Origin of the sequence: Pseudomonas sp. CYM-20-01, from assembly GCF_023169845.1 — a bacterium.
GTDB lineage: Bacteria > Pseudomonadota > Gammaproteobacteria > Pseudomonadales > Pseudomonadaceae > Aquipseudomonas > Aquipseudomonas azotoformans.
In genome coordinates this window covers 4318974-4336108 of sequence record NZ_AP025169.1, presented here as the reverse complement: position 1 = coordinate 4336108, position 17135 = coordinate 4318974, and the positions used below count along the sequence as shown (strand labels likewise).

At 62.2% G+C, this 17135-nt stretch carries 12 protein-coding genes; 5 read left to right on the top strand and 7 right to left on the bottom strand.

Annotation, left to right across the window (positions count from 1 at the left end; genetic code table 11):
• Positions 1-75: 75 nt before the first annotated feature.
• From M2497_RS19470 to M2497_RS19450, 5 genes are read right to left on the bottom strand one after another with little or no spacing between them, the layout of a single operon-like run.
• On the bottom strand, positions 76-720 hold the full coding sequence (locus M2497_RS19470) for a response regulator (RefSeq protein ID WP_248482425.1): 645 nt from the start codon (positions 718-720) through the stop codon (positions 76-78).
• A gap of 22 nt (positions 721-742) precedes the next feature.
• Complete coding sequence (locus tag M2497_RS19465) at positions 743-3901, bottom strand: hybrid sensor histidine kinase/response regulator (protein WP_248482424.1); 3159 nt, start codon at positions 3899-3901, stop codon at positions 743-745.
• A 51-nt stretch (positions 3902-3952) separates the two neighbouring features.
• Positions 3953-5140, bottom strand: a complete 1188-nt coding sequence (locus M2497_RS19460) for an EAL domain-containing response regulator (RefSeq protein ID WP_248482423.1) — start codon at positions 5138-5140, stop codon at positions 3953-3955.
• The gene (locus tag M2497_RS19455) at positions 5127-7913 is read right to left on the bottom strand and encodes an ATP-binding protein (protein ID WP_248482422.1); all 2787 of its coding nucleotides are present in this window, start codon (positions 7911-7913) and stop codon (positions 5127-5129) included. The genes M2497_RS19460 and M2497_RS19455 overlap by 14 nt, the downstream gene beginning before the upstream one ends.
• A gap of 54 nt (positions 7914-7967) precedes the next feature.
• Positions 7968-8918, bottom strand: coding sequence for a fimbrial protein (locus tag M2497_RS19450; RefSeq protein ID WP_248482421.1), 951 nt, complete (start codon positions 8916-8918; stop codon positions 7968-7970).
• A 198-nt stretch (positions 8919-9116) separates the two neighbouring features.
• Here M2497_RS19450 and M2497_RS19445 point away from each other — a divergent pair, with 198 nt between their 5' ends.
• Genes M2497_RS19445 through M2497_RS19430 form a run of 4 tightly spaced genes read left to right on the top strand, consistent with a single transcriptional unit; the run spans position 9117 to position 13782 of the window.
• Positions 9117-9590: a MarR family transcriptional regulator gene (locus M2497_RS19445; RefSeq protein ID WP_248482420.1), complete on the top strand. Its 474-nt coding sequence runs from the start codon at positions 9117-9119 to the stop codon at positions 9588-9590.
• Positions 9587-11038, top strand: a complete 1452-nt coding sequence (locus M2497_RS19440; protein WP_248482419.1) for an efflux transporter outer membrane subunit — start codon at positions 9587-9589, stop codon at positions 11036-11038. Before M2497_RS19445 ends, M2497_RS19440 begins: the two co-directional genes overlap by 4 nt.
• Positions 11039-11053: 15 nt before the next feature.
• Positions 11054-12253 carry an efflux RND transporter periplasmic adaptor subunit gene (locus M2497_RS19435; RefSeq protein WP_248482418.1) on the top strand — a complete coding sequence of 400 codons (1200 nt, stop codon included), beginning with the start codon at positions 11054-11056 and terminating at the stop codon, positions 12251-12253.
• Complete coding sequence (locus tag M2497_RS19430; RefSeq protein ID WP_058423856.1) at positions 12253-13782, top strand: DHA2 family efflux MFS transporter permease subunit; 1530 nt, start codon at positions 12253-12255, stop codon at positions 13780-13782. The genes M2497_RS19435 and M2497_RS19430 overlap by 1 nt, the downstream gene beginning before the upstream one ends.
• A 156-nt stretch (positions 13783-13938) precedes the next feature.
• Here M2497_RS19430 and lpxH read toward each other — a convergent pair whose 3' ends face one another.
• Both lpxH and M2497_RS19420 read right to left on the bottom strand, forming a co-directional pair.
• Positions 13939-14688: a UDP-2,3-diacylglucosamine diphosphatase gene (lpxH, locus tag M2497_RS19425; RefSeq protein WP_248482417.1), complete on the bottom strand. Its 750-nt coding sequence runs from the start codon at positions 14686-14688 to the stop codon at positions 13939-13941.
• The gene (locus M2497_RS19420) at positions 14685-15188 is read right to left on the bottom strand and encodes a peptidylprolyl isomerase (RefSeq protein ID WP_010209496.1); all 504 of its coding nucleotides are present in this window, start codon (positions 15186-15188) and stop codon (positions 14685-14687) included. Before M2497_RS19420 ends, lpxH begins: the two co-directional genes overlap by 4 nt.
• Positions 15189-15426: 238 nt before the next feature.
• Between M2497_RS19420 and M2497_RS19415 the strand changes: the two genes are divergently transcribed.
• Positions 15427-17127: a glutamine--tRNA ligase/YqeY domain fusion protein gene (locus M2497_RS19415; RefSeq protein WP_248482415.1), complete on the top strand. Its 1701-nt coding sequence runs from the start codon at positions 15427-15429 to the stop codon at positions 17125-17127.
• Positions 17128-17135: the final 8 nt, after the last annotated feature.

Below are 17135 nucleotides of genomic sequence, written 5' to 3'. Positions count from 1 at the left end.
CATGCTTGGGGTTAAAACAACACAATAAGGCGCAGGCCTTGGGGGGGGACATCAGACGATCCCTAGAAGTGGGTGTTAGTTAAACAAGTTGCGCTCTATGCAATAAGCCAGCAAGTCCTGGTCACTGCTGACTTCCAACTTGCGCATGGCCGCGACTTTTTGCGTGCTGATGGTTTTGGCGCTGCGGTTCAACCCACGGGCAATCTCGTTGACACTTTGCCCGGAGACAAACAGCCGCAGAATCTCGTGCTCCTTGGGCGATAACCGGGTGAAGCGCTGGTCCAGGTCAAACGACTCCAGCACCGAGGTCGGCTGCGGTCCCTTGCTGCGAATCGGGTTGCCGCGCGCGATGGCCTTGAGCGCAGCCTGGATTTCCACGTGCAGCTGGTTTTTCTGGATCACGGCGAGTACACCCAGCTCCTGCAACCGCGTGAGGATCAGCGGGTTGGAGATCATGGTCAGCACCAGCACGCGCACCTTGGGGAAGTGCCGCACCAGGTACTCCACCAACTTCAGGCCATCGCCGTAGGGCGAGTCCGCCGGCATGTTGAAATCGGTGATCACCAGGTCCACCTCGGTGTTTTCCAGCAACTTCACCAGTTCGTTGGAGCACACGGCTTCGCCCACCACGCGAAAGCGCTCATCGCGCTCGACCAGTTCCCGCACCCCGACCAGCACGATGGGGTGATCGTCTGCGATGACTACGTTGAGGGTTTCCATGGGTTTTTTATCCAGAGTGAAGTTATTCAAGAGTGTCGAGCAATGCGCTGAGCCGCGCCAGGTGCTGCTGCACTTCCAAGGCCAGGGCCGGCGTGACGGCCATGCCGGTCAGGCGCAATTCCAGCTCGACAAAGGCGCTGGCCAGGTCACCGAGCTGCACCGCACCCAGGGCGCCGGCCATGCTGTGCAGTTGTTGCGCCGCGCCATTGGCGTCCTGATTGTCCAGCGCGGTCAAGGTGGTCTGTACGTCATGGCGCAACGTGGTGACAAACAGCTCACGCATCCTGGGTGACAACGGCGGCATCTCGACGACAGCCGGCATTTCGACCTTGCAGTGTTGTTCCAACTGCGCCCGCAAGGCGGCGAGGCTCAGCGGCTTGACCATCCACGCGTTCATGCCGACGGCGGCACAGTGCTCGCCCTCTTCGCGCAGGGCATTGGCCGTCACCCCGATAATCGGCAGCGTGGTGTCCTGTCGGCGCAAGGCTTCGGTCAGTTGGTAGCCGTTCATCACCGGCATATTCACGTCGGTCAGCACCAGGTCGAAGCGTCCCGGCAGCCACTGCATCAGCGCCTGTTCGCCGTTGCCAGCCACGACCACCTGGCAACCCAGGGCTTCCAATTGTTCTTTGATAATGGCCGCGTTGATCACATTGTCTTCGGCCACCAGCACCCGCAGGTTGAGTGGCTGCGCCTTGGCGGACGGTACGCGGTGTGGGCCGGCTTCGGCGCCATGCTGCGCCCGGTGGATCGCCCAGGCAATGGCGCGCGCATTGTCGGCATCGACGCTCCAGTCGGCACCGCACGGTTGCGCCGGGTCAGGCCCGCCCGCCGAAGCGATGATGCGCGTGCCGGACCATGCCAGGTCCTGGGCGAAATCCACCAGCAGCGCGTTGGCCGGCATCTCGGCTGACAGCGCACGGCTGGACAGCCCCAGGCGATTGAGCCAGTTGATCAGGTGCTGCGCCCGTTCGGGTTCCTGTGCCCGTACGTAGACAGGCGGCAGGCCGGGGCTGAACGTCGGGCAATCGGTGAGGCTGCCGGGAACGACCTGCAATGCGACCTGCAAGGTAAAGCTGCTGCCCAGGCCGGGTTCACTCACCACATTCAGCTGGCCGTGCATCAGTTCGCACAGCCATTTGCAGATCGCCAGGCCCAGGCCGGCACCGGCCTGGCTGGTGGCATCTTCGGCCTGGTAGAAGGGGTCGAACAGCTGGTGTTGCTGCGCCTGGGAAATTCCCACGCCGGAGTCACTGACCTGCCATTGCAGGCTCACCTGATCATCGCTGGTTTGCAGGACACGCAGACGCAGCACCACGCGGCCGTAATCGGTGAATTTGATCGCGTTGCTCAGCAGGTTGTTGAGGATCTGGCGGATACGCTGCGGGTCGCCGCGCAGTCGGTCCGGCAGATTCGCGTCGATGCAGGCATACAACTGCAAGCCCTTGGCGCGGGCGAAGGCGCTGTAGGTGCGCACGCTGTCTTCGGTCAGTTCCAGCGGACAGAAGTCCTGGAGTTCGAGGGTCATTTGCCCGGCTTCGATCTTCGACACATCCAGCACATCGCTGATCAGTTGGAACAGGGAGGTGGACGAGCGCTGGATGGTCTGCAGGTAATCCTGCTGGCGTGGCGCGAGGGAGGTCAGGCCGAGCAGCTCCAAGGTGCCGAGCACACCATACAGCGGTGTGCGGATTTCATGGCTCATGGTCGCGAGGAAGCGGCTCTTGGCCTGGTTCGCTGAATCGGCGGCCTGGCGCGCTTCTTCCAGGGCGGCGGCATCTTCGATATGCCGAGTGACATCGTGCACCGCGCACAACCACGCGTCTTGGCCCTGGTAACGCGTGGGCACGAACGCCACGTGCAGGTGACGGCCGCCACTTTCAAGGTCGGCCTGGCCCGGCGTGGTGTGCGGCTGCTGTTTGAGCAAGTCGAACAAGGCGCGGGCGTCCTGCCATTGCTGAGCACGTTGGTTTTGCAGGAGCACATGGTGATCGCTGCGGCGGATCACGCACAGGCCGGTCGGCGCAGTGTCGATGACCGCACGGCTGAACGCCTCGCTCTCAGCGATGCTGGCGTGGGCCTGATGGGCGGGCAACACCACCCGCGCCGTGTACCAACGGTTGAGCGCGCGGCCGCAGCCCAGCATCGCCAGCACCACGGCCAGCAGACACAGCAATGGCCACAGCGCGTAGTCGAGGAAGCGTTGCAGGCTGATCACGTAGATCGCCGTCCACGCCTGCTCGCCCTGGCTGGTGAGTTTGAACACCAGGCCGTCGCGGGTGACATTTACGCCCTCGGCCAACACTTGGCCGGGCTTCACTGCACCGGTCAGGACAACCCCGGCAGGGGTGATCAAGGTGAAGTTGTCGTAGATCGACCACTGCATCAAGCGCTCGATGTTATTCACCTTGGCCAGGTCCAGCAGCGAGGCCACCACCACCCAGGTGTTGGCGCCGTCGATGGTCAGCGCGGTCGAGGCCAGGTTGATGTCGACATAGCCCAGCAGCACGGGCGCAGCGTTGTCATCGGGCGTGGGGTCGTAGGGTTCCCAGTGCACCTGATGATCCGCCAGCGACGAATTCTGTGCGTGCAGGCGCGCGTTCAACTGGGTCAGCACGTCCAGCAGCGCGCCGACCGGCACCTGGCCGCCATCGCGCAGCCGGCCGGTGGCGGGCACGCTGATGTCGAAGTTGTCCGGGCCGTTGATCACCATCACCTGGGGCGACTGATAGTGGGAGGCGGCCCAGAACGCGCTGTAGTAAGCCGACAAGTAGGTGCCGAGAGCGAACACCTTGGGGTATTGGGCGGTGGTGATCTTGTCCGGGTTGATTTTCAAGCTGTAGGGCAGGGAAAACGGTAGCCCGCGACCCTCATAGATATTCGGCCCTTCTTCGGGCAGCGGCTTTTGCACAACGGGTGGGAGCAGGGCCGAAGGGTTGAGTTCGCCCTGGAGACTGCCCCGCGAGACATCGCGCAGGAAGGCTTCCTGCTCGTGGATATTTTCCATCAGCCGGGCGAAGTGGAATTGCAGGGTTTCATGCTGCTCCTTGACCATGCGCTGCACTCCCAGGTAGCTGATACCCAGCAGCAGCACCGCCAATGCGCCCAGTACCAGCAAGCCTTTGTTCAGGCGCAGTGAACTGCTGGTGAGTTTCTCCAGGAAGGCATTGGGGTGATGCATGACGCGGTGACCTCGCAAGCTAACGGTGTTGTTCCACACCCGGCAGCCGGGTCAATAGGCGCTCGCCGGCCCGTCGTGGGTCAGCAATTGCTGGAACTGATCCGCAGAGACGGCGTGGGAGATCAGGAAACCCTGGACCTGAGTGCAGTCGATCTTACGCAACAGCGCAAGTTCTTGCGCGGTTTCTACACCTTCGGCCACCACGATCAAGCCCAATTGACGCCCCAGGCTGACGATGCTGGTGAGGGCCTGGGCCAATTCTTCGTTGGCGTTGCAGCCCTGCACTAGCGCACGGTCGATCTTCACCTCGGTGAACGGCGCTGACACCAGGTTCATGTACGAGCTGTAGCCCTTGCCGAAATCGTCCTGGGACAAGCCGAATCCCTTGATGCGCAAGCGGCAGGCGCCGGCGTAGAAATTGCTGATGTCATCGGGCACCGAGCACTCCATCAGCTCGAAACACAGGCGTGCGGGCAAACCCTGGTGTTCCAGCACGAACGCGAGGATGCGGTCGGGCAGGTCGTGGCTGTTGAGCAGGTGCGTGGGCAGGTTGATCGACACCGGGATGTCATAGCCGTGTTGGCGCCACGTGGCTTGGGCGGCCATCGCTTGTTTCAGCACGCACCACAACAGGCGTTCTTCCAGGTCGCAGGCGATCAATGCCGGCAGGAACACACCGGGTAGCAACAGGCCATGCTCGGGGTGCACCCAGCGCACCAGGGCTTCAGCCGCGACGATGCGACCATTGCTCAGGGCTTTCTTGGGTTGGAACCAGGCGTGCAGTTCACCGTTGTCCAGGGCGTTCATCAGGCTTTGGCAATCGATTCCGGGCTGGGTCTGGGCCGGGACAACCTGGCGCAGAGCCTGCAGCTGGTCGATCAGGCAACGCAGGGCCGCGGCATTCACCGGCTTGGAAATCAACCCGATCACCTTCACTTGCAGGTTACTCGCCACCAGGCTTGCACCCATCAGCATGCGCCGTGACGCGGCGCTCATGATCGCCAGTGCAGGGCGCGAGGGTTGAGCGGCCAGGCCCTGGATAAATTGCACGCCGTCCATGCCGGGCATAAGCAAGTCGGTGAGCACCAGGTCGAAATCGCGTTGTTTCAGGCACGCCAGCGCGGCTTCACCGTCCCTGGCGCACACCACATCAAAATCCCCCAGCTCGCTGAATAGGTTCTGCAAATACAGGTGCTGAAAGGGATGGTCTTCAACGATCAGAATGCTACAGGGCTTCATGGGTGGCTCGTGCGTAGGGAGCCAGGGCAGTGAACAAGGCTCGCAGTGTGAAGGGTTTGACCAGGCAGTGATTCATGCCGGCCGCCAGGCACAAGGCATCTTCACCGCGCAGGGCGTTGGCGGTGGCGCCGATGATCGGGGTGTTGCAGCCCAGGCGCCGCAGGGCTTCGGCCAGTTCGTAGCCGTTGAGCCTGGGCATGTTGACGTCGGTAAGGACGATGTCGAAGGCGCCTTCGTGCCAGCGCGACAAAGCCTCTTCGCCGTCGCTGGCCAGCTCCACGGTGCAGCCGAGTTCTTCAAGCTGGTCGCGCAGGATCAACTGGTTGATCACATTGTCTTCGGCCACCAGGATATGCAGGTGCAAGGGGTGCAGGTCGCGCCGTTCGCAACGTGCCTGGGCCGGCGCGGCCTGGCCGTTCTGGGCGTGGCGAACCGCCTGGTGGATCGCGTTCAGGTCGTTGAGGTTGACCTGCCAGCCCTCTTCGCTGAACTGCGGCTCGTGGGCGCCATCGATGCTGGCGAGGACCCGTGGGCCGTGCCAGGGCGTGTCCAGGCTGCGCTCAACCAGTTCCAGCAGCACCGCGGGTGGGGCCAGCTCGGCGCTGGACGGCGGGCCGACCTGCGCGCGGGCGCCCCAGCGCCGCAGCCAGCCGCAGAGGCTGTCGGCCAGTTCGCGCACAGGCGAGAGCACATACACCACCTCCTGCGCCAGCGGCGCCAGCAGCGACGGCGCGATACCAGTGGGTTGCTCCAGCGGCACGGTCAGGGAAAAACTGCTGCCCAGCCCCGGCTCGCTGACCATGCGCAGGGTGCCGTTCATCAAGTGGGTCAGGCGCAGGCAAATGGGCAGGCCGAGGCCGGTGCCGGCGATCACATGGGGGTTGCCTTCGGTCTGGTAGAACGGCTCGAAGATCAGCGCCTGGTCTTCCTGGGCGATGCCTTTACCGGTGTCCGAGACTTGCCATTGCAGGCACGCCCGTTCGCCTTCACGGCTGAGCTTTTTGACCCGCAGTACCACGCGTCCGGAGTCGGTGAACTTGACCGCGTTGCTCAGCAGGTTGTTGAGGATCTGGCGCAGGCGGCTGGCGTCGCCGATCAGGCGCGACGGCAGTTGCGGGTCGAGGCACGCGTACAGCTGCAAGCCCTTGCTCTGCGCCGCTGCGGCGTAACCCTGCACCACTTCCTGCACCAGGCTGGGCACACAGAACTCACTCAACTCCAGGGCCAATTGACCGGCTTCGATCTTTGACACGTCGAGCACATCGCAAATCAGTTGCAGCAGCGTCGCCGAGGAACCTTCGATGGCATGCAGGTAGCTTTTCTGCTGGGCATCCAGGCGGGTCCGGGCGAGCAACTCCAAGGTGCCGAGCACGCCGTACAGCGGCGTGCGGATTTCGTGGCTCATGGTCGCCAGGAACAGTGTCTTGGCTTCGTTGGCGGCATCGGCGGATTGGCGCGCCTGTTCCAGCGCCGCTTCGATCTGGGTGCGTGCGCTGATATCACTGAAGGCGCAGAGCAACACGTCTTCCCCCTTGTAGCGGGTGGGTGCACAGCTCAGGTACAGGTGGCGACCGTCGGCAGCCTCGAAGTAGTCGGTGAGACAGGGGGCGTCGGGGTCGAAGGCATCACGAATCCAGCCCGGCCCCAGCTCTGCACCGGCCTGGCCGAGCCATTGTTGGGCCAGGGTGTTTTCCAGTACCACTTCGCCGTCGGTGCGCCGCAGCACGCACAGGGCCACGGGGGCGGTCTGGATCACGTCGCGGCTGAACAGCTCGCTTTCCACCAGCGCCTGGATGCGATGGATGGCGGGGGTGATGAAGCGGTGTTCCAGGCGGCGGGTCAGCAGGCCCACCAGGCTGATGGTCAGCAGGCAGAACAGCAGGGCGCCGAGCATCTGCGGCCATAGCGCCCAGAGCACCGCGCGCAGGTCGATGGAGTAGGTGAGCTGCCAGTCCGACGACTTCAGTTGTTTGCGCAACACCAATTGCTCGGGCAGCCAGCCGTCGCCGACAAAGCCGAAGAAGTCCTGCTGGCGCAAGTGCGGCAGGTTCTGCCCGGGCGGCGGGTTGCGGCTGTTGCTGAACAGAGGCATGCCCTGGGCATTGAACATGGTGAATTCGCCGGCGCTGTGGTCGCTCAAGGCGTTGGAGACTTCACGGTCATCCATCTCCAGGCCGAGCCAGCCGGAGTTCAGGTCGCGTTCATCCAGGCGGATAAAAATGTACAGCTGCGAATGGCCGCCGTCGGTGTGGGTCAGCCAGAGTTCCTGCAGGGTTTTCTGCTGCTTGAGGGCATTGAGTTGCGCCAGCATGGACGCGGGAAAATCGGCGGCCGCGGGCCCCGCGTCGTACAGCCGCAGTACCTGAGCATCGGTGCCGACATACAGCAGGTTGAGCTGCTTGGCCTTCAGGAAGTCGCGCATGCGCTGGGTCAGCCAGATGCTCCATTGCTTACCCGGGATTTTACCGAGCAACAGGCGGATTTCCTCATCGTTCACCGGCAGGTTCAATTCGGCCTTGCGTGTGGCCGACAGGCTGAGGCTTTCCAGCAGGGCTTCACGGGTGGTGAAAAAGGTATGGGCCTCGGCGATGGCGCTGCTCATGTAGCTGCGCCGCTGAGAGATCTCGTTGTTGAACGTAAACAGCAGGAAGCTGTACACACCGCCCAGCATGCCCACCAGCAGCACCAGCGCAAAAATGCGCAACAAGCGGCGTGCGGCATGGGGCGTGGACAGGACGGGGCTGATCTGGTGGAGATAGTTCTTTAATCGCATCCCGGCACTCTAGGCGTGGCCGGGCGTAGGAAAAATCAGACGATCCTTAGTTTGCTACAGGTAGTTCACGATAAAGGTGACTTCGGTGTTGGCGCTGCCGGCCTCGACGTTGCCGGTGGGCAAGCGGTAATACGAGGCCGACAACGGGATCTTGAAGTTGGCGCCCGTGGTGGTGAAACCGCTGAAGGAGTAGGTGGTATCAAACGCGATGGGTTGCCCGGCATCATCCATCAATTGCAGGCCGATGCCTTTGGCGGTGGAGCCGCCGTTGAGCGCCACCACACCTCTGGCCGCGTCGATGACGGGCGTGGTGGCTTTGAGTGAATAGCTGACTTTGTTGATACCGGTCTGGCACTGGTTCAGGCCGATGTTGAAGCGGACAGTGCGAGGGGTTGCGCCTGCGTCGCGAAATTCCCAGAGCTGATAGTCGTCACCCATGGCGACGGGGACGGAAGGGGTCTGGCAGGAGGCGGCGTTCAGCACCAGCGGGTTGGTCAGGTTGTACTTGCTGATGAACAGGTCGTCGGCTTTCAAGCTGCCCAGGTTTCCGGCCGCTATCTTGACCTGCGGCGCCAGCGTACCTGATTTGACGATTTCCAGGCGCACCGAGCCTGGGTTGATGCCGTAACCATCCGGCTTGAGCGTAAACGGTGCAGTCTCATAGCGACTCAGAGTGTCGATCCAGACGCGGAACGAAAGCCCGGTCTTGCCGATAGGGTAGGTCGAGCCGCTGGTGACCGAGCCTAGCGTAGGGTTCATCACCAGGCCGTATTGCGAAGAGCCCGTGCATCTCCAGCTGTTTTGAGCGGATTGCACCGTGTCCTGGTAAATCACGGTGCCGTCGGGCGTATCAGCGGGAACTGTCAGGCTGCCACTGGCCAGACTTGCACCGAAATTAAGGGCTTCGTTGGTGTTGATGGTGGCTGTGCAATTAGCCGCAAAAGCGGCTGGCGCGCCCGCCAGGGTGATGACCGCGAGGCGAGTAAACTGTTTTAAAGAAGTCATGGGAAGGAGAGTGTCGACTGGCCAAAAGGCTACGCAGATTACTCAGCGAAGGCGTCACACCCCATCAGGCAATCCTTAGAACCCCACCACTCATCCGCCAACTACCAAGCAAGCTAATAATTCCATTTGACATTCGCTGCCTAAGCAGTAACATCTTGTCATACATTCACTGCCTAGGCAGTAATAAGGTGACTTCCGATGCCCCACTTCACCCCTGACAGCTTTCGCAACTGCCACCTCGGCCTGCTCCTGGGCCGCGCGGCGCTGCTCAAGGACCGCATTATCGACACCCATATGGAACCGCACGGCGTGACCGCTGCGCAGTTCAAGGTGTTGATCATCATCGCCCAGTTCGACGTGGATACCCCGGCGGAGCTGTGCCGCAACCTGTCCCTGGACAGCGGTTCCATGACCCGCATGCTCGATCGCCTGGAGCAAAAGGGATTGCTGGCACGCCAGCGTTCCGAGCAGGACCGGCGCCAGGTGCGGCTGGTGCTGACCGAAGACGGCCAGCGCCTGGCGGACATGCTGCCGCACATCGGCGCCCAGTCGATGAACGAACTGGCCGGCGCCCTGGAGCCCGGCGAGTTGCAGACCCTGGAGCGGATCCTCAAGAAAATTCTGATAGCTGCCGGTGACGCCATCGTCATCCAGCGGGTAGGTAAAGAATGAACATACGCGCACTTAGCCTGGTGCTGGTGGCCATGAACATGGCCGGTTGCGCCAACTACAGCGGCCTCGACACCCAAGGCAAACGCCTCGACGCCAGCACATTGCAAACCGGTAAAACCTTGAGCGGCGTGACCCTGTCGAGCGCTGCCTGGCCGACCGCCGACTGGTGGAAAAGCCTCGGTGACCCGCAGCTTGATGGCTTGATTCGGGAAGCCCTGCAAAACAGTCCCGACATGCAAGTGGCCAGCGCCCGTGCCCACCAGGCCGAAGCCGCCGCCTACGCCGCCGACGCAGCGCGCCTGCCGACCCTGGATGCCAGCGCCGGTGTGAGCCGCTCACGCCTGGCCAAAGACCAGGACCCACGCGGGCAGGGCGATGCCTACTCGACCGTGCGCAATATCGGCGCCAGCTTCAACTACACCTTCGATCTCTGGGGCGGCCAGCGTGCTGCCTGGGAAGCCGCGTTGGGCGAAGCGCGTGCCGCCCAGGTCGACCAGCAGGCCGCGCGCCTGACCCTGGCCGCCAACGTGGCCAAGGCCTACAGCGACCTGGGCCAGGCCCATATCGTGCGCGACCTGGCCAACGATGACCTCAAGCGTACCCGGCAGATGCTCGACCTGAGCAAACGCCGGCTGAATTCGGGTATCGACAGCCAGTACCAGTACCAGCAGACCGAAAGCCTGGAAGCCAGCTCTCAGTCGCAACTGATCGACGCAGAGAAACAACTGCAAAGCGCCAAGATCGCCCTGGCCGTGCTGCTCGGCAAAGGCCCGGACCGTGGCAGTGAACTGGCCCGGCCCAACGTGCTGAAACCCAGCGCTGTCGCCGTGCCCTCGGTGCTGCCGGCCGAGCTGCTGGGCCGCCGCCCGGACCTGATCGCCGCACGCTGGCGGGTCGAATCGGCGGGCCGCAATATCGACGCCAGCAAGACGCGCTTCTACCCCAACCTCAACCTGAGCGCGAGCGCCGGGGCCGAGTCGTTACTGGGCGATGCGATGTTTGGCTCGGCCAGCCGCTTCTTCAACATTGCGCCGACGATCTCGCTGCCGATCTTCGACGGCGGCCGCCTGCGTGCCGACCTCGACGCCCGCGACGCCGACTACGACCTGGCCGTGGCGCAATACAACAAAACCCTGGTGCAAGCCCTGGGCGATATCGGCAACACCCTTTCGCAACTGCGCGACACCGGTCGGCAGATCCAGGCCCAGCAACATGCCGCGGACATTGCCCAGCAGTCCTACGACACCGGCGTGCAGCGCTACAGCTCCGGGATCGGTAACTACCTGGATGTGCTCAGCATCGAGCAGCAATTGCTGCAGGCCCAGCGTCAGCTGGCGACCCTGAATGCCGCGCAGATCGATCTGTCGATTCAACTGATGCAGGCCCTGGGCGGCGGCTACAGCGCCGACAACGTGGCAGCGGCCACCCCAGCTACACGCACGGAATAATTTGAGGTATTTGTCATGGCCACTGCCGAAAACACCAACGCAACCGAACAACCCAAAGACAACAACCCACGCAAACGCAAAGTGATGCTGATCGGCCTGGCGCTGATCGTCATCCTCGTCGTGGTCGGCGTGTGGGGCTGGTACGAGCTCTACGGCCGCTTCAGCGAAAGCACCGACGACGCCTACGTGAACGGCAACGTGGTGGAAATCACCCCGCTGGTCACCGGCACCGTGGTCAGCATCGGCGCCGACGATGGCGACCTGGTCCACGAAGGCCAGGTGCTGATCAACTTTGACCCTAACGATGCCGCAGTGGGCCTGCAAAGTGCCCAGGCCAACCTGGCGCGCACCGTGCGCCAAGTGCGTGGTTTGTACAGCAACGTCGACGGCATGAAGGCCCAGGTCAATGCGCAGAAAGCCGACGTGCAGACTGCCCAGGACAACTTCAACCGACGTAAAACCCTGGCCCAGGGCGGGGCGATTTCCCAGGAAGAACTGTCCCACGCCCGTGACAGCCTGACTGCCGCGAAAAACGCCCTGACCAACCTTGAGCAGCAACTGAAAACCACCAACGCGCTGGTGGATGACACCGTGATCAGCTCCCACCCGGACGTGCAGGCCGCCGCCGCGCAACTGCGCCAGGCCTACCTGGCCAATGCGCGCAGCACCTTGATCGCACCGGTCACCGGCTATGTGGCCAAGCGCACCGTGCAATTGGGCCAACGCGTACAACCGGGCACCGCCTTGATGGCGGTGATCCCGCTGAACCAGCTGTGGATCGACGCCAACTTCAAGGAAACCCAACTGCGTGACATGCGCATTGGCCAGCCGGTGGACATCGAGTCGGACATCTACGGCAGCGACGTGAAATTCAGCGGCACCATCGACAGCCTCGGCGCCGGTACCGGCAGCGCGTTTGCGCTGCTGCCGGCGCAGAACGCCACGGGTAACTGGATCAAGATCGTGCAACGGGTGCCGGTGCGTATCCACATCAATGCCGAAGAACTGGCCAAGCACCCGCTGCGCGTGGGCTTGAGCACCCTGGTCAAGGTCGACCTGCATGACCAGAGCGGCCCGGTACTGGCGCAACAGGCGCCGCAGAAAGCCTCGTTCAGCACCAACGTGTATGACCGCCAACTCGCCGAGGCCGACGCCATGATCACCCAGTTGATCCATGACAACAGCCTCGCCGCGCCCAAGGCTGTGCAACGCTGATGAGCAATAACGCCTCCTTCACGCCACCCAGCCTGTTGATGGCCACCATTGGCCTGTCGCTGGCAACCTTTATGCAGGTGCTCGACACCACCATCGCCAACGTGGCGTTGCCGACCATTTCCGGCAACCTGGGCGTGAGTTCGGAGCAGGGCACCTGGGTCATCACCTCGTTTGCGGTGAGCAACGCAATTGCCTTGCCGCTCACCGGTTGGCTGAGCCGGCGGTTTGGCGAGGTGAAGCTGTTCTTGTGGGCGACGATGCTGTTTGTACTGGCCTCGTTCCTGTGTGGTATTTCCACGTCGATGCCCGAGCTGATCGCTTTTCGCGTCATACAAGGCCTGGTGGCCGGGCCGTTGTACCCGATGACCCAGACGTTGCTGATCGCCGTCTACCCGCCGGCGAGGCGCGGCATGGCCCTGGCGTTGCTGGCGATGGTCACGGTGGTGGCGCCGATTGCCGGGCCGATCCTCGGCGGCTGGATTACCGACAGTTATAGCTGGCCGTGGATTTTCTTCATCAACGTGCCCATCGGTATCTTTGCGGTGATGGTGGTGCGTTCGCAGTTGAAGAAACGTCCGGTGCAGACCAGTTATCAGCCGATGGACTACGTCGGGTTGCTGAGCTTGATCGTCGGCGTGGGCGCCTTGCAGATCATTCTCGACAAGGGCAATGACCTGGACTGGTTCGAATCCAACTTCATTATCGTGGGCGCGGCGATTTCGGTGATTGCCCTGGCGGTGTTCATCATCTGGGAACTCACCGACAAACACCCGGTGGTCAACCTGAAGCTGTTTGCCTACCGCAACTTCCGCATCGGTACCATCGTGCTGATCCTGGGCTATGCGGGCTTCTTTGGCATCAACCTGATCCTGCCGCAGTGGTTGCAGACCCAGATGGGCTACACCGCCACCTGGGCGGGCCTGGCGGTGGCGCCGATTGGTATTTTGCCGGTGCTGATGTCGCCGTTCGTGGGCAAGTACGCGCACAAGTTCGACCTGCGCCTGCTGGCGGGCCTGGCCTTCCTGGCGATTGGCTTGAGCTGCTTCATGCGCGCAGGCTTCACCAATGAGGTGGACTTCCAGCACATCGCCCTGGTGCAGCTGTTCATGGGGATTGGCGTGGCGCTGTTCTTCATGCCGACCTTGAGCATCTTGATGTCCGACCTGCCGCCGCACCAGATTGCCGATGGCGCGGGCCTGGCCACGTTCCTGCGTACCCTGGGCGGCAGCTTCGCGGCGTCGCTGACCACCTGGATCTGGATTCGCCGGGCGGACCAGCACCATGCCTACATGAGCGAGAACATGACCACCTACGACTCGGCGACCCGCGATGCCTTGCAGGCGCTGGGCGGGGCAGGGCAGAAGGCCTACACGCAGCTGGACCAGATCCTCACCAGCCAGGCGTACATGATGTCCACCGTGGATTACTTCACGTTGCTGGGGTGGATGTTCATGGGGTTGATGCTGCTGGTATGGCTGGCGAAGCCGCCGTTTGGCGCCAAGGCAGGGCCGGAAGCCTCAGGCCACTGATCAGTAAAGGTTGAAATACAATTCAATGTGGGAGGGGGCTTGCCCCCGATAGCAGTGGTTCAGCCAACAAATATGTTGAGTGTGCCGCCGCCATCGGGGGCAAGCCCCCTCCCACATTTGGATCTTTGTTCACATTGGATTTGTGGTGTCTGAGGTTCAGGCGCCGGGCAACGCCAATTGCGGATTGACGAAGTCAAACGCCGCCAACTGAAACCCTTGCTCATCCACCTGCAACGCCCAGCCCTGCTTGTCCCAATCCCCCAGCACAATCCGCTTGGCCGCCTGGTCGCCAATCTGCAACTTGTGAATGGCGGGGCGGTGGGTGTGGCCGTGGACCAGGGTGCGCACGCCGAACAGCTGCATCACCCGTGGCACTTCCTCGGGCGTTACATCGACGATGTCGTTAGCCTTCATGCGTGTCTGCGCACGGCTTTCACTGCGCAGCTTGCGCGCCAGCTTGTGGCGTGTGCCCAAGGGCAGGTGGCGCAGGATAAACAGCACGATCGGGTTACGCAGGATGCGCCGCAGCTTCATATAGCCGACGTCGCGGGTACAGAGGCTGTCGCCGTGCATCAACAGCACGGGCTCGCCATGCAGCTGCACGACACTCGGGTCCTTGAGCAAGCTGGCGCCGGCGGCTTTGCAGAACGCCTTGCCGATCAGGAAATCGCGGTTGCCGTGCATGATAAAAATCGGGGTGCCGCTGTCGCTCAGTTCGCGCAGGGCTGCGCAAATGGAGCGTTGGAAGGGTGTCATCCCATCGTCGCCAATCCAGGCTTCGAAGAAGTCCCCCAGAATGTACAACGCCTGGGCGCCACGGGCGCGGCCGTGGAGCAGATCCAGAAACGCCCGGGTAATGTCCGGGCGCTCCTCTTCCAGATGCAAATCTGAAATCAGCAATATCACCCAACGATCTCGGCTTTCTCGACGATCACGTCTTCTACCGGAACATCCTGGTGACCGGCTTTACCGGTGGTCTGCACGCCTTTGATCTTGTCGACGACGTCCTGGCCTTCGGTGACTTTACCGAATACCGCGTAGCCCCAGCCCTGCACGTTCTTGCCGCTGTGGTTCAGGAAGGCGTTGTCGGCCACGTTGATGAAGAACTGCGCGGAGGCCGAATGCGGCTCCATGGTACGGGCCATGGCGACGGTGTACTTGTCGTTGGAAAGGCCGTTGTCCGCTTCGTTCTGGATGCTTGGGCGCTTGTCTTTCTTTTCTTTCATGCCAGGCTCGAAACCGCCGCCCTGGATCATGAAGTTGCCGATGACACGGTGGAAAACGGTGTTTTCGTAGTGGCCGGCGTTCACGTACTCGATGAAGTTGGCGACGGTGATCGGCGCTTTCTCGGCGTTCAGCTCGATGACGATGTCACCGTGGTTGGTGGTCAGTTTGACTTGAGTCATGTTCACTACTCTTTTCAGGGAATTCGTGGATTTGGGTGCCTGGGCACCACGACCGGTATGGCGAAACTGCGGCCAAGGCGCGCAGTTTAGCGTGACCTGCAGGAATTTCGAGGTGGTTTTTTACCACTGGTGCGTTAAATGCACCGCAACCCTGTCAGCGGCTTGACAGCATCAGCTATGATAAGCCCTTTGTTTTGTCGGCCTAGCCCGGCCACGTACTTGTCTGTTCAAGGATCCTATGAGCAAGCCCACTGTCGACCCTACCTCGAATTCCAAGGCCGGACCTGCCGTCCCGGTCAATTTCCTGCGCCCGATCATCCAGGCGGACCTGGATTCGGGCAAGCACACGCAGATCGTCACCCGCTTCCCGCCAGAGCCCAACGGCTACCTGCACATCGGTCACGCCAAGTCGATCTGTGTGAACTTCGGCCTGGCCCAGGAATTCGGCGGCGTCACGCACCTGCGTTTCGACGACACCAACCCGGCCAAGGAAGACCAGGAATACATCGACGCCATCGAAAGCGACGTGAAATGGCTGGGCTTTGAATGGTCCGGTGAAGTGCGCTATGCCTCGCAGTACTTCGACCAACTGCACGACTGGGCCGTCGAGCTGATCAAGGCCGGCAAGGCCTACGTCGACGACCTGACCCCGGAGCAGGCCAAGGAATACCGTGGCAGCCTGACCGAGCCGGGCAAGAACAGCCCGTTCCGTGACCGTTCGGTCGAAGAGAACCTCGACTGGTTCGCCCGCATGCGCGCCGGTGAGTTCCCGGACGGCGCCCGCGTACTGCGCGCCAAGATCGACATGGCCTCGCCGAACATGAACCTGCGCGACCCGATCATGTACCGCATCCGCCACGCCCATCACCACCAGACGGGCGACAAGTGGTGCATCTACCCGAACTACGACTTTACCCACGGTCAGTCGGACGCCATCGAAGGCATCACCCACTCGATCTGCACCCTGGAGTTCGAAAGCCATCGCCCGCTGTACGAATGGTTCCTCGACAGCCTGCCGGTGCCGGCGCACCCTCGTCAGTACGAGTTCAGCCGCCTGAACCTGAACTACACCATCACCAGCAAGCGCAAGCTCAAGCAACTGGTTGATGAAAAGCATGTGCATGGCTGGGATGACCCACGCATGTCGACGCTGTCGGGCTTCCGTCGCCGTGGCTACACGCCTGCGTCGATCCGCAACTTCTGCGAGATGGTCGGCACCAACCGTTCCGACGGCGTGGTCGACTACGGCATGCTTGAGTTCAGCATCCGCCAGGACCTCGACGCCAACGCCCCACGCGCCATGTGCGTGCTGCGTCCGTTGAAAGTCGTGATCACCAACTACCCGGAAGACAAAGTCGATAACCTCGAGCTGCCGCGTCATCCGCAGAAAGAAGAACTCGGCGTGCGCAAGCTGCCGTTCGCCCGTGAAATCTACATCGACCGCGATGACTTCATGGAAGAGCCGCCAAAAGGCTACAAACGCCTGGAGCCGAACGGCGAAGTGCGCCTGCGTGGCAGCTACGTGATCCGTGCCGACGAAGCGATCAAGGACGCCGATGGCAACATCGTCGAACTGCGTTGCTCGTACGACCCGGACACCCTGGGCAAGAACCCCGAAGGCCGCAAGGTCAAGGGCGTGATCCACTGGGTGCCGGCGGCCGCCAGCATCGAGTGCGAAGTGCGTCTGTACGATCGCCTGTTCCGCTCGCCGAACCCTGAAAAGGCCGAAGACAGCGCGAGTTTCCTCGACAACATCAACCCTGACTCCCTGCAAGTACTTACGGGTTGTCGTGCCGAGCCATCGCTTGGCGACGCACAGCCGGAAGACCGTTTCCAGTTCGAGCGCGAAGGTTACTTCTGCGCGGATATCAAGGACTCGAAACCAGGTCGCCCGGTATTCAACCGTACCGTGACCTTGCGTGATTCGTGGGGTCAGTGATTCTGTCT

What these genes read in the sequence shown, in the direction of transcription:
- M2497_RS19460 (WP_248482423.1), bottom strand. Translation starts at nt 5,140, where the DNA reads ATGAAGCCCTGTAGCATTCTGATCGTTGAAGACCATCCCTTTCAGCAC.
- M2497_RS19420 (WP_010209496.1), bottom strand. Translation starts at nt 15,188, where the DNA reads ATGACTCAAGTCAAACTGACCACCAACCACGGTGACATCGTCATCGAG.
- M2497_RS19440 (WP_248482419.1), top strand. Translation starts at nt 9,587, where the DNA reads ATGAACATACGCGCACTTAGCCTGGTGCTGGTGGCCATGAACATGGCC.
- M2497_RS19415 (WP_248482415.1), top strand. Translation starts at nt 15,427, where the DNA reads ATGAGCAAGCCCACTGTCGACCCTACCTCGAATTCCAAGGCCGGACCT.
- M2497_RS19450 (WP_248482421.1), bottom strand. Translation starts at nt 8,918, where the DNA reads ATGACTTCTTTAAAACAGTTTACTCGCCTCGCGGTCATCACCCTGGCG.
- M2497_RS19455 (WP_248482422.1), bottom strand. Translation starts at nt 7,913, where the DNA reads ATGCGATTAAAGAACTATCTCCACCAGATCAGCCCCGTCCTGTCCACG.
- M2497_RS19435 (WP_248482418.1), top strand. Translation starts at nt 11,054, where the DNA reads ATGGCCACTGCCGAAAACACCAACGCAACCGAACAACCCAAAGACAAC.
- M2497_RS19430 (WP_058423856.1), top strand. Translation starts at nt 12,253, where the DNA reads ATGAGCAATAACGCCTCCTTCACGCCACCCAGCCTGTTGATGGCCACC.
- M2497_RS19445 (WP_248482420.1), top strand. Translation starts at nt 9,117, where the DNA reads ATGCCCCACTTCACCCCTGACAGCTTTCGCAACTGCCACCTCGGCCTG.
- M2497_RS19470 (WP_248482425.1), bottom strand. Translation starts at nt 720, where the DNA reads ATGGAAACCCTCAACGTAGTCATCGCAGACGATCACCCCATCGTGCTG.
- M2497_RS19465 (WP_248482424.1), bottom strand. Translation starts at nt 3,901, where the DNA reads ATGCATCACCCCAATGCCTTCCTGGAGAAACTCACCAGCAGTTCACTG.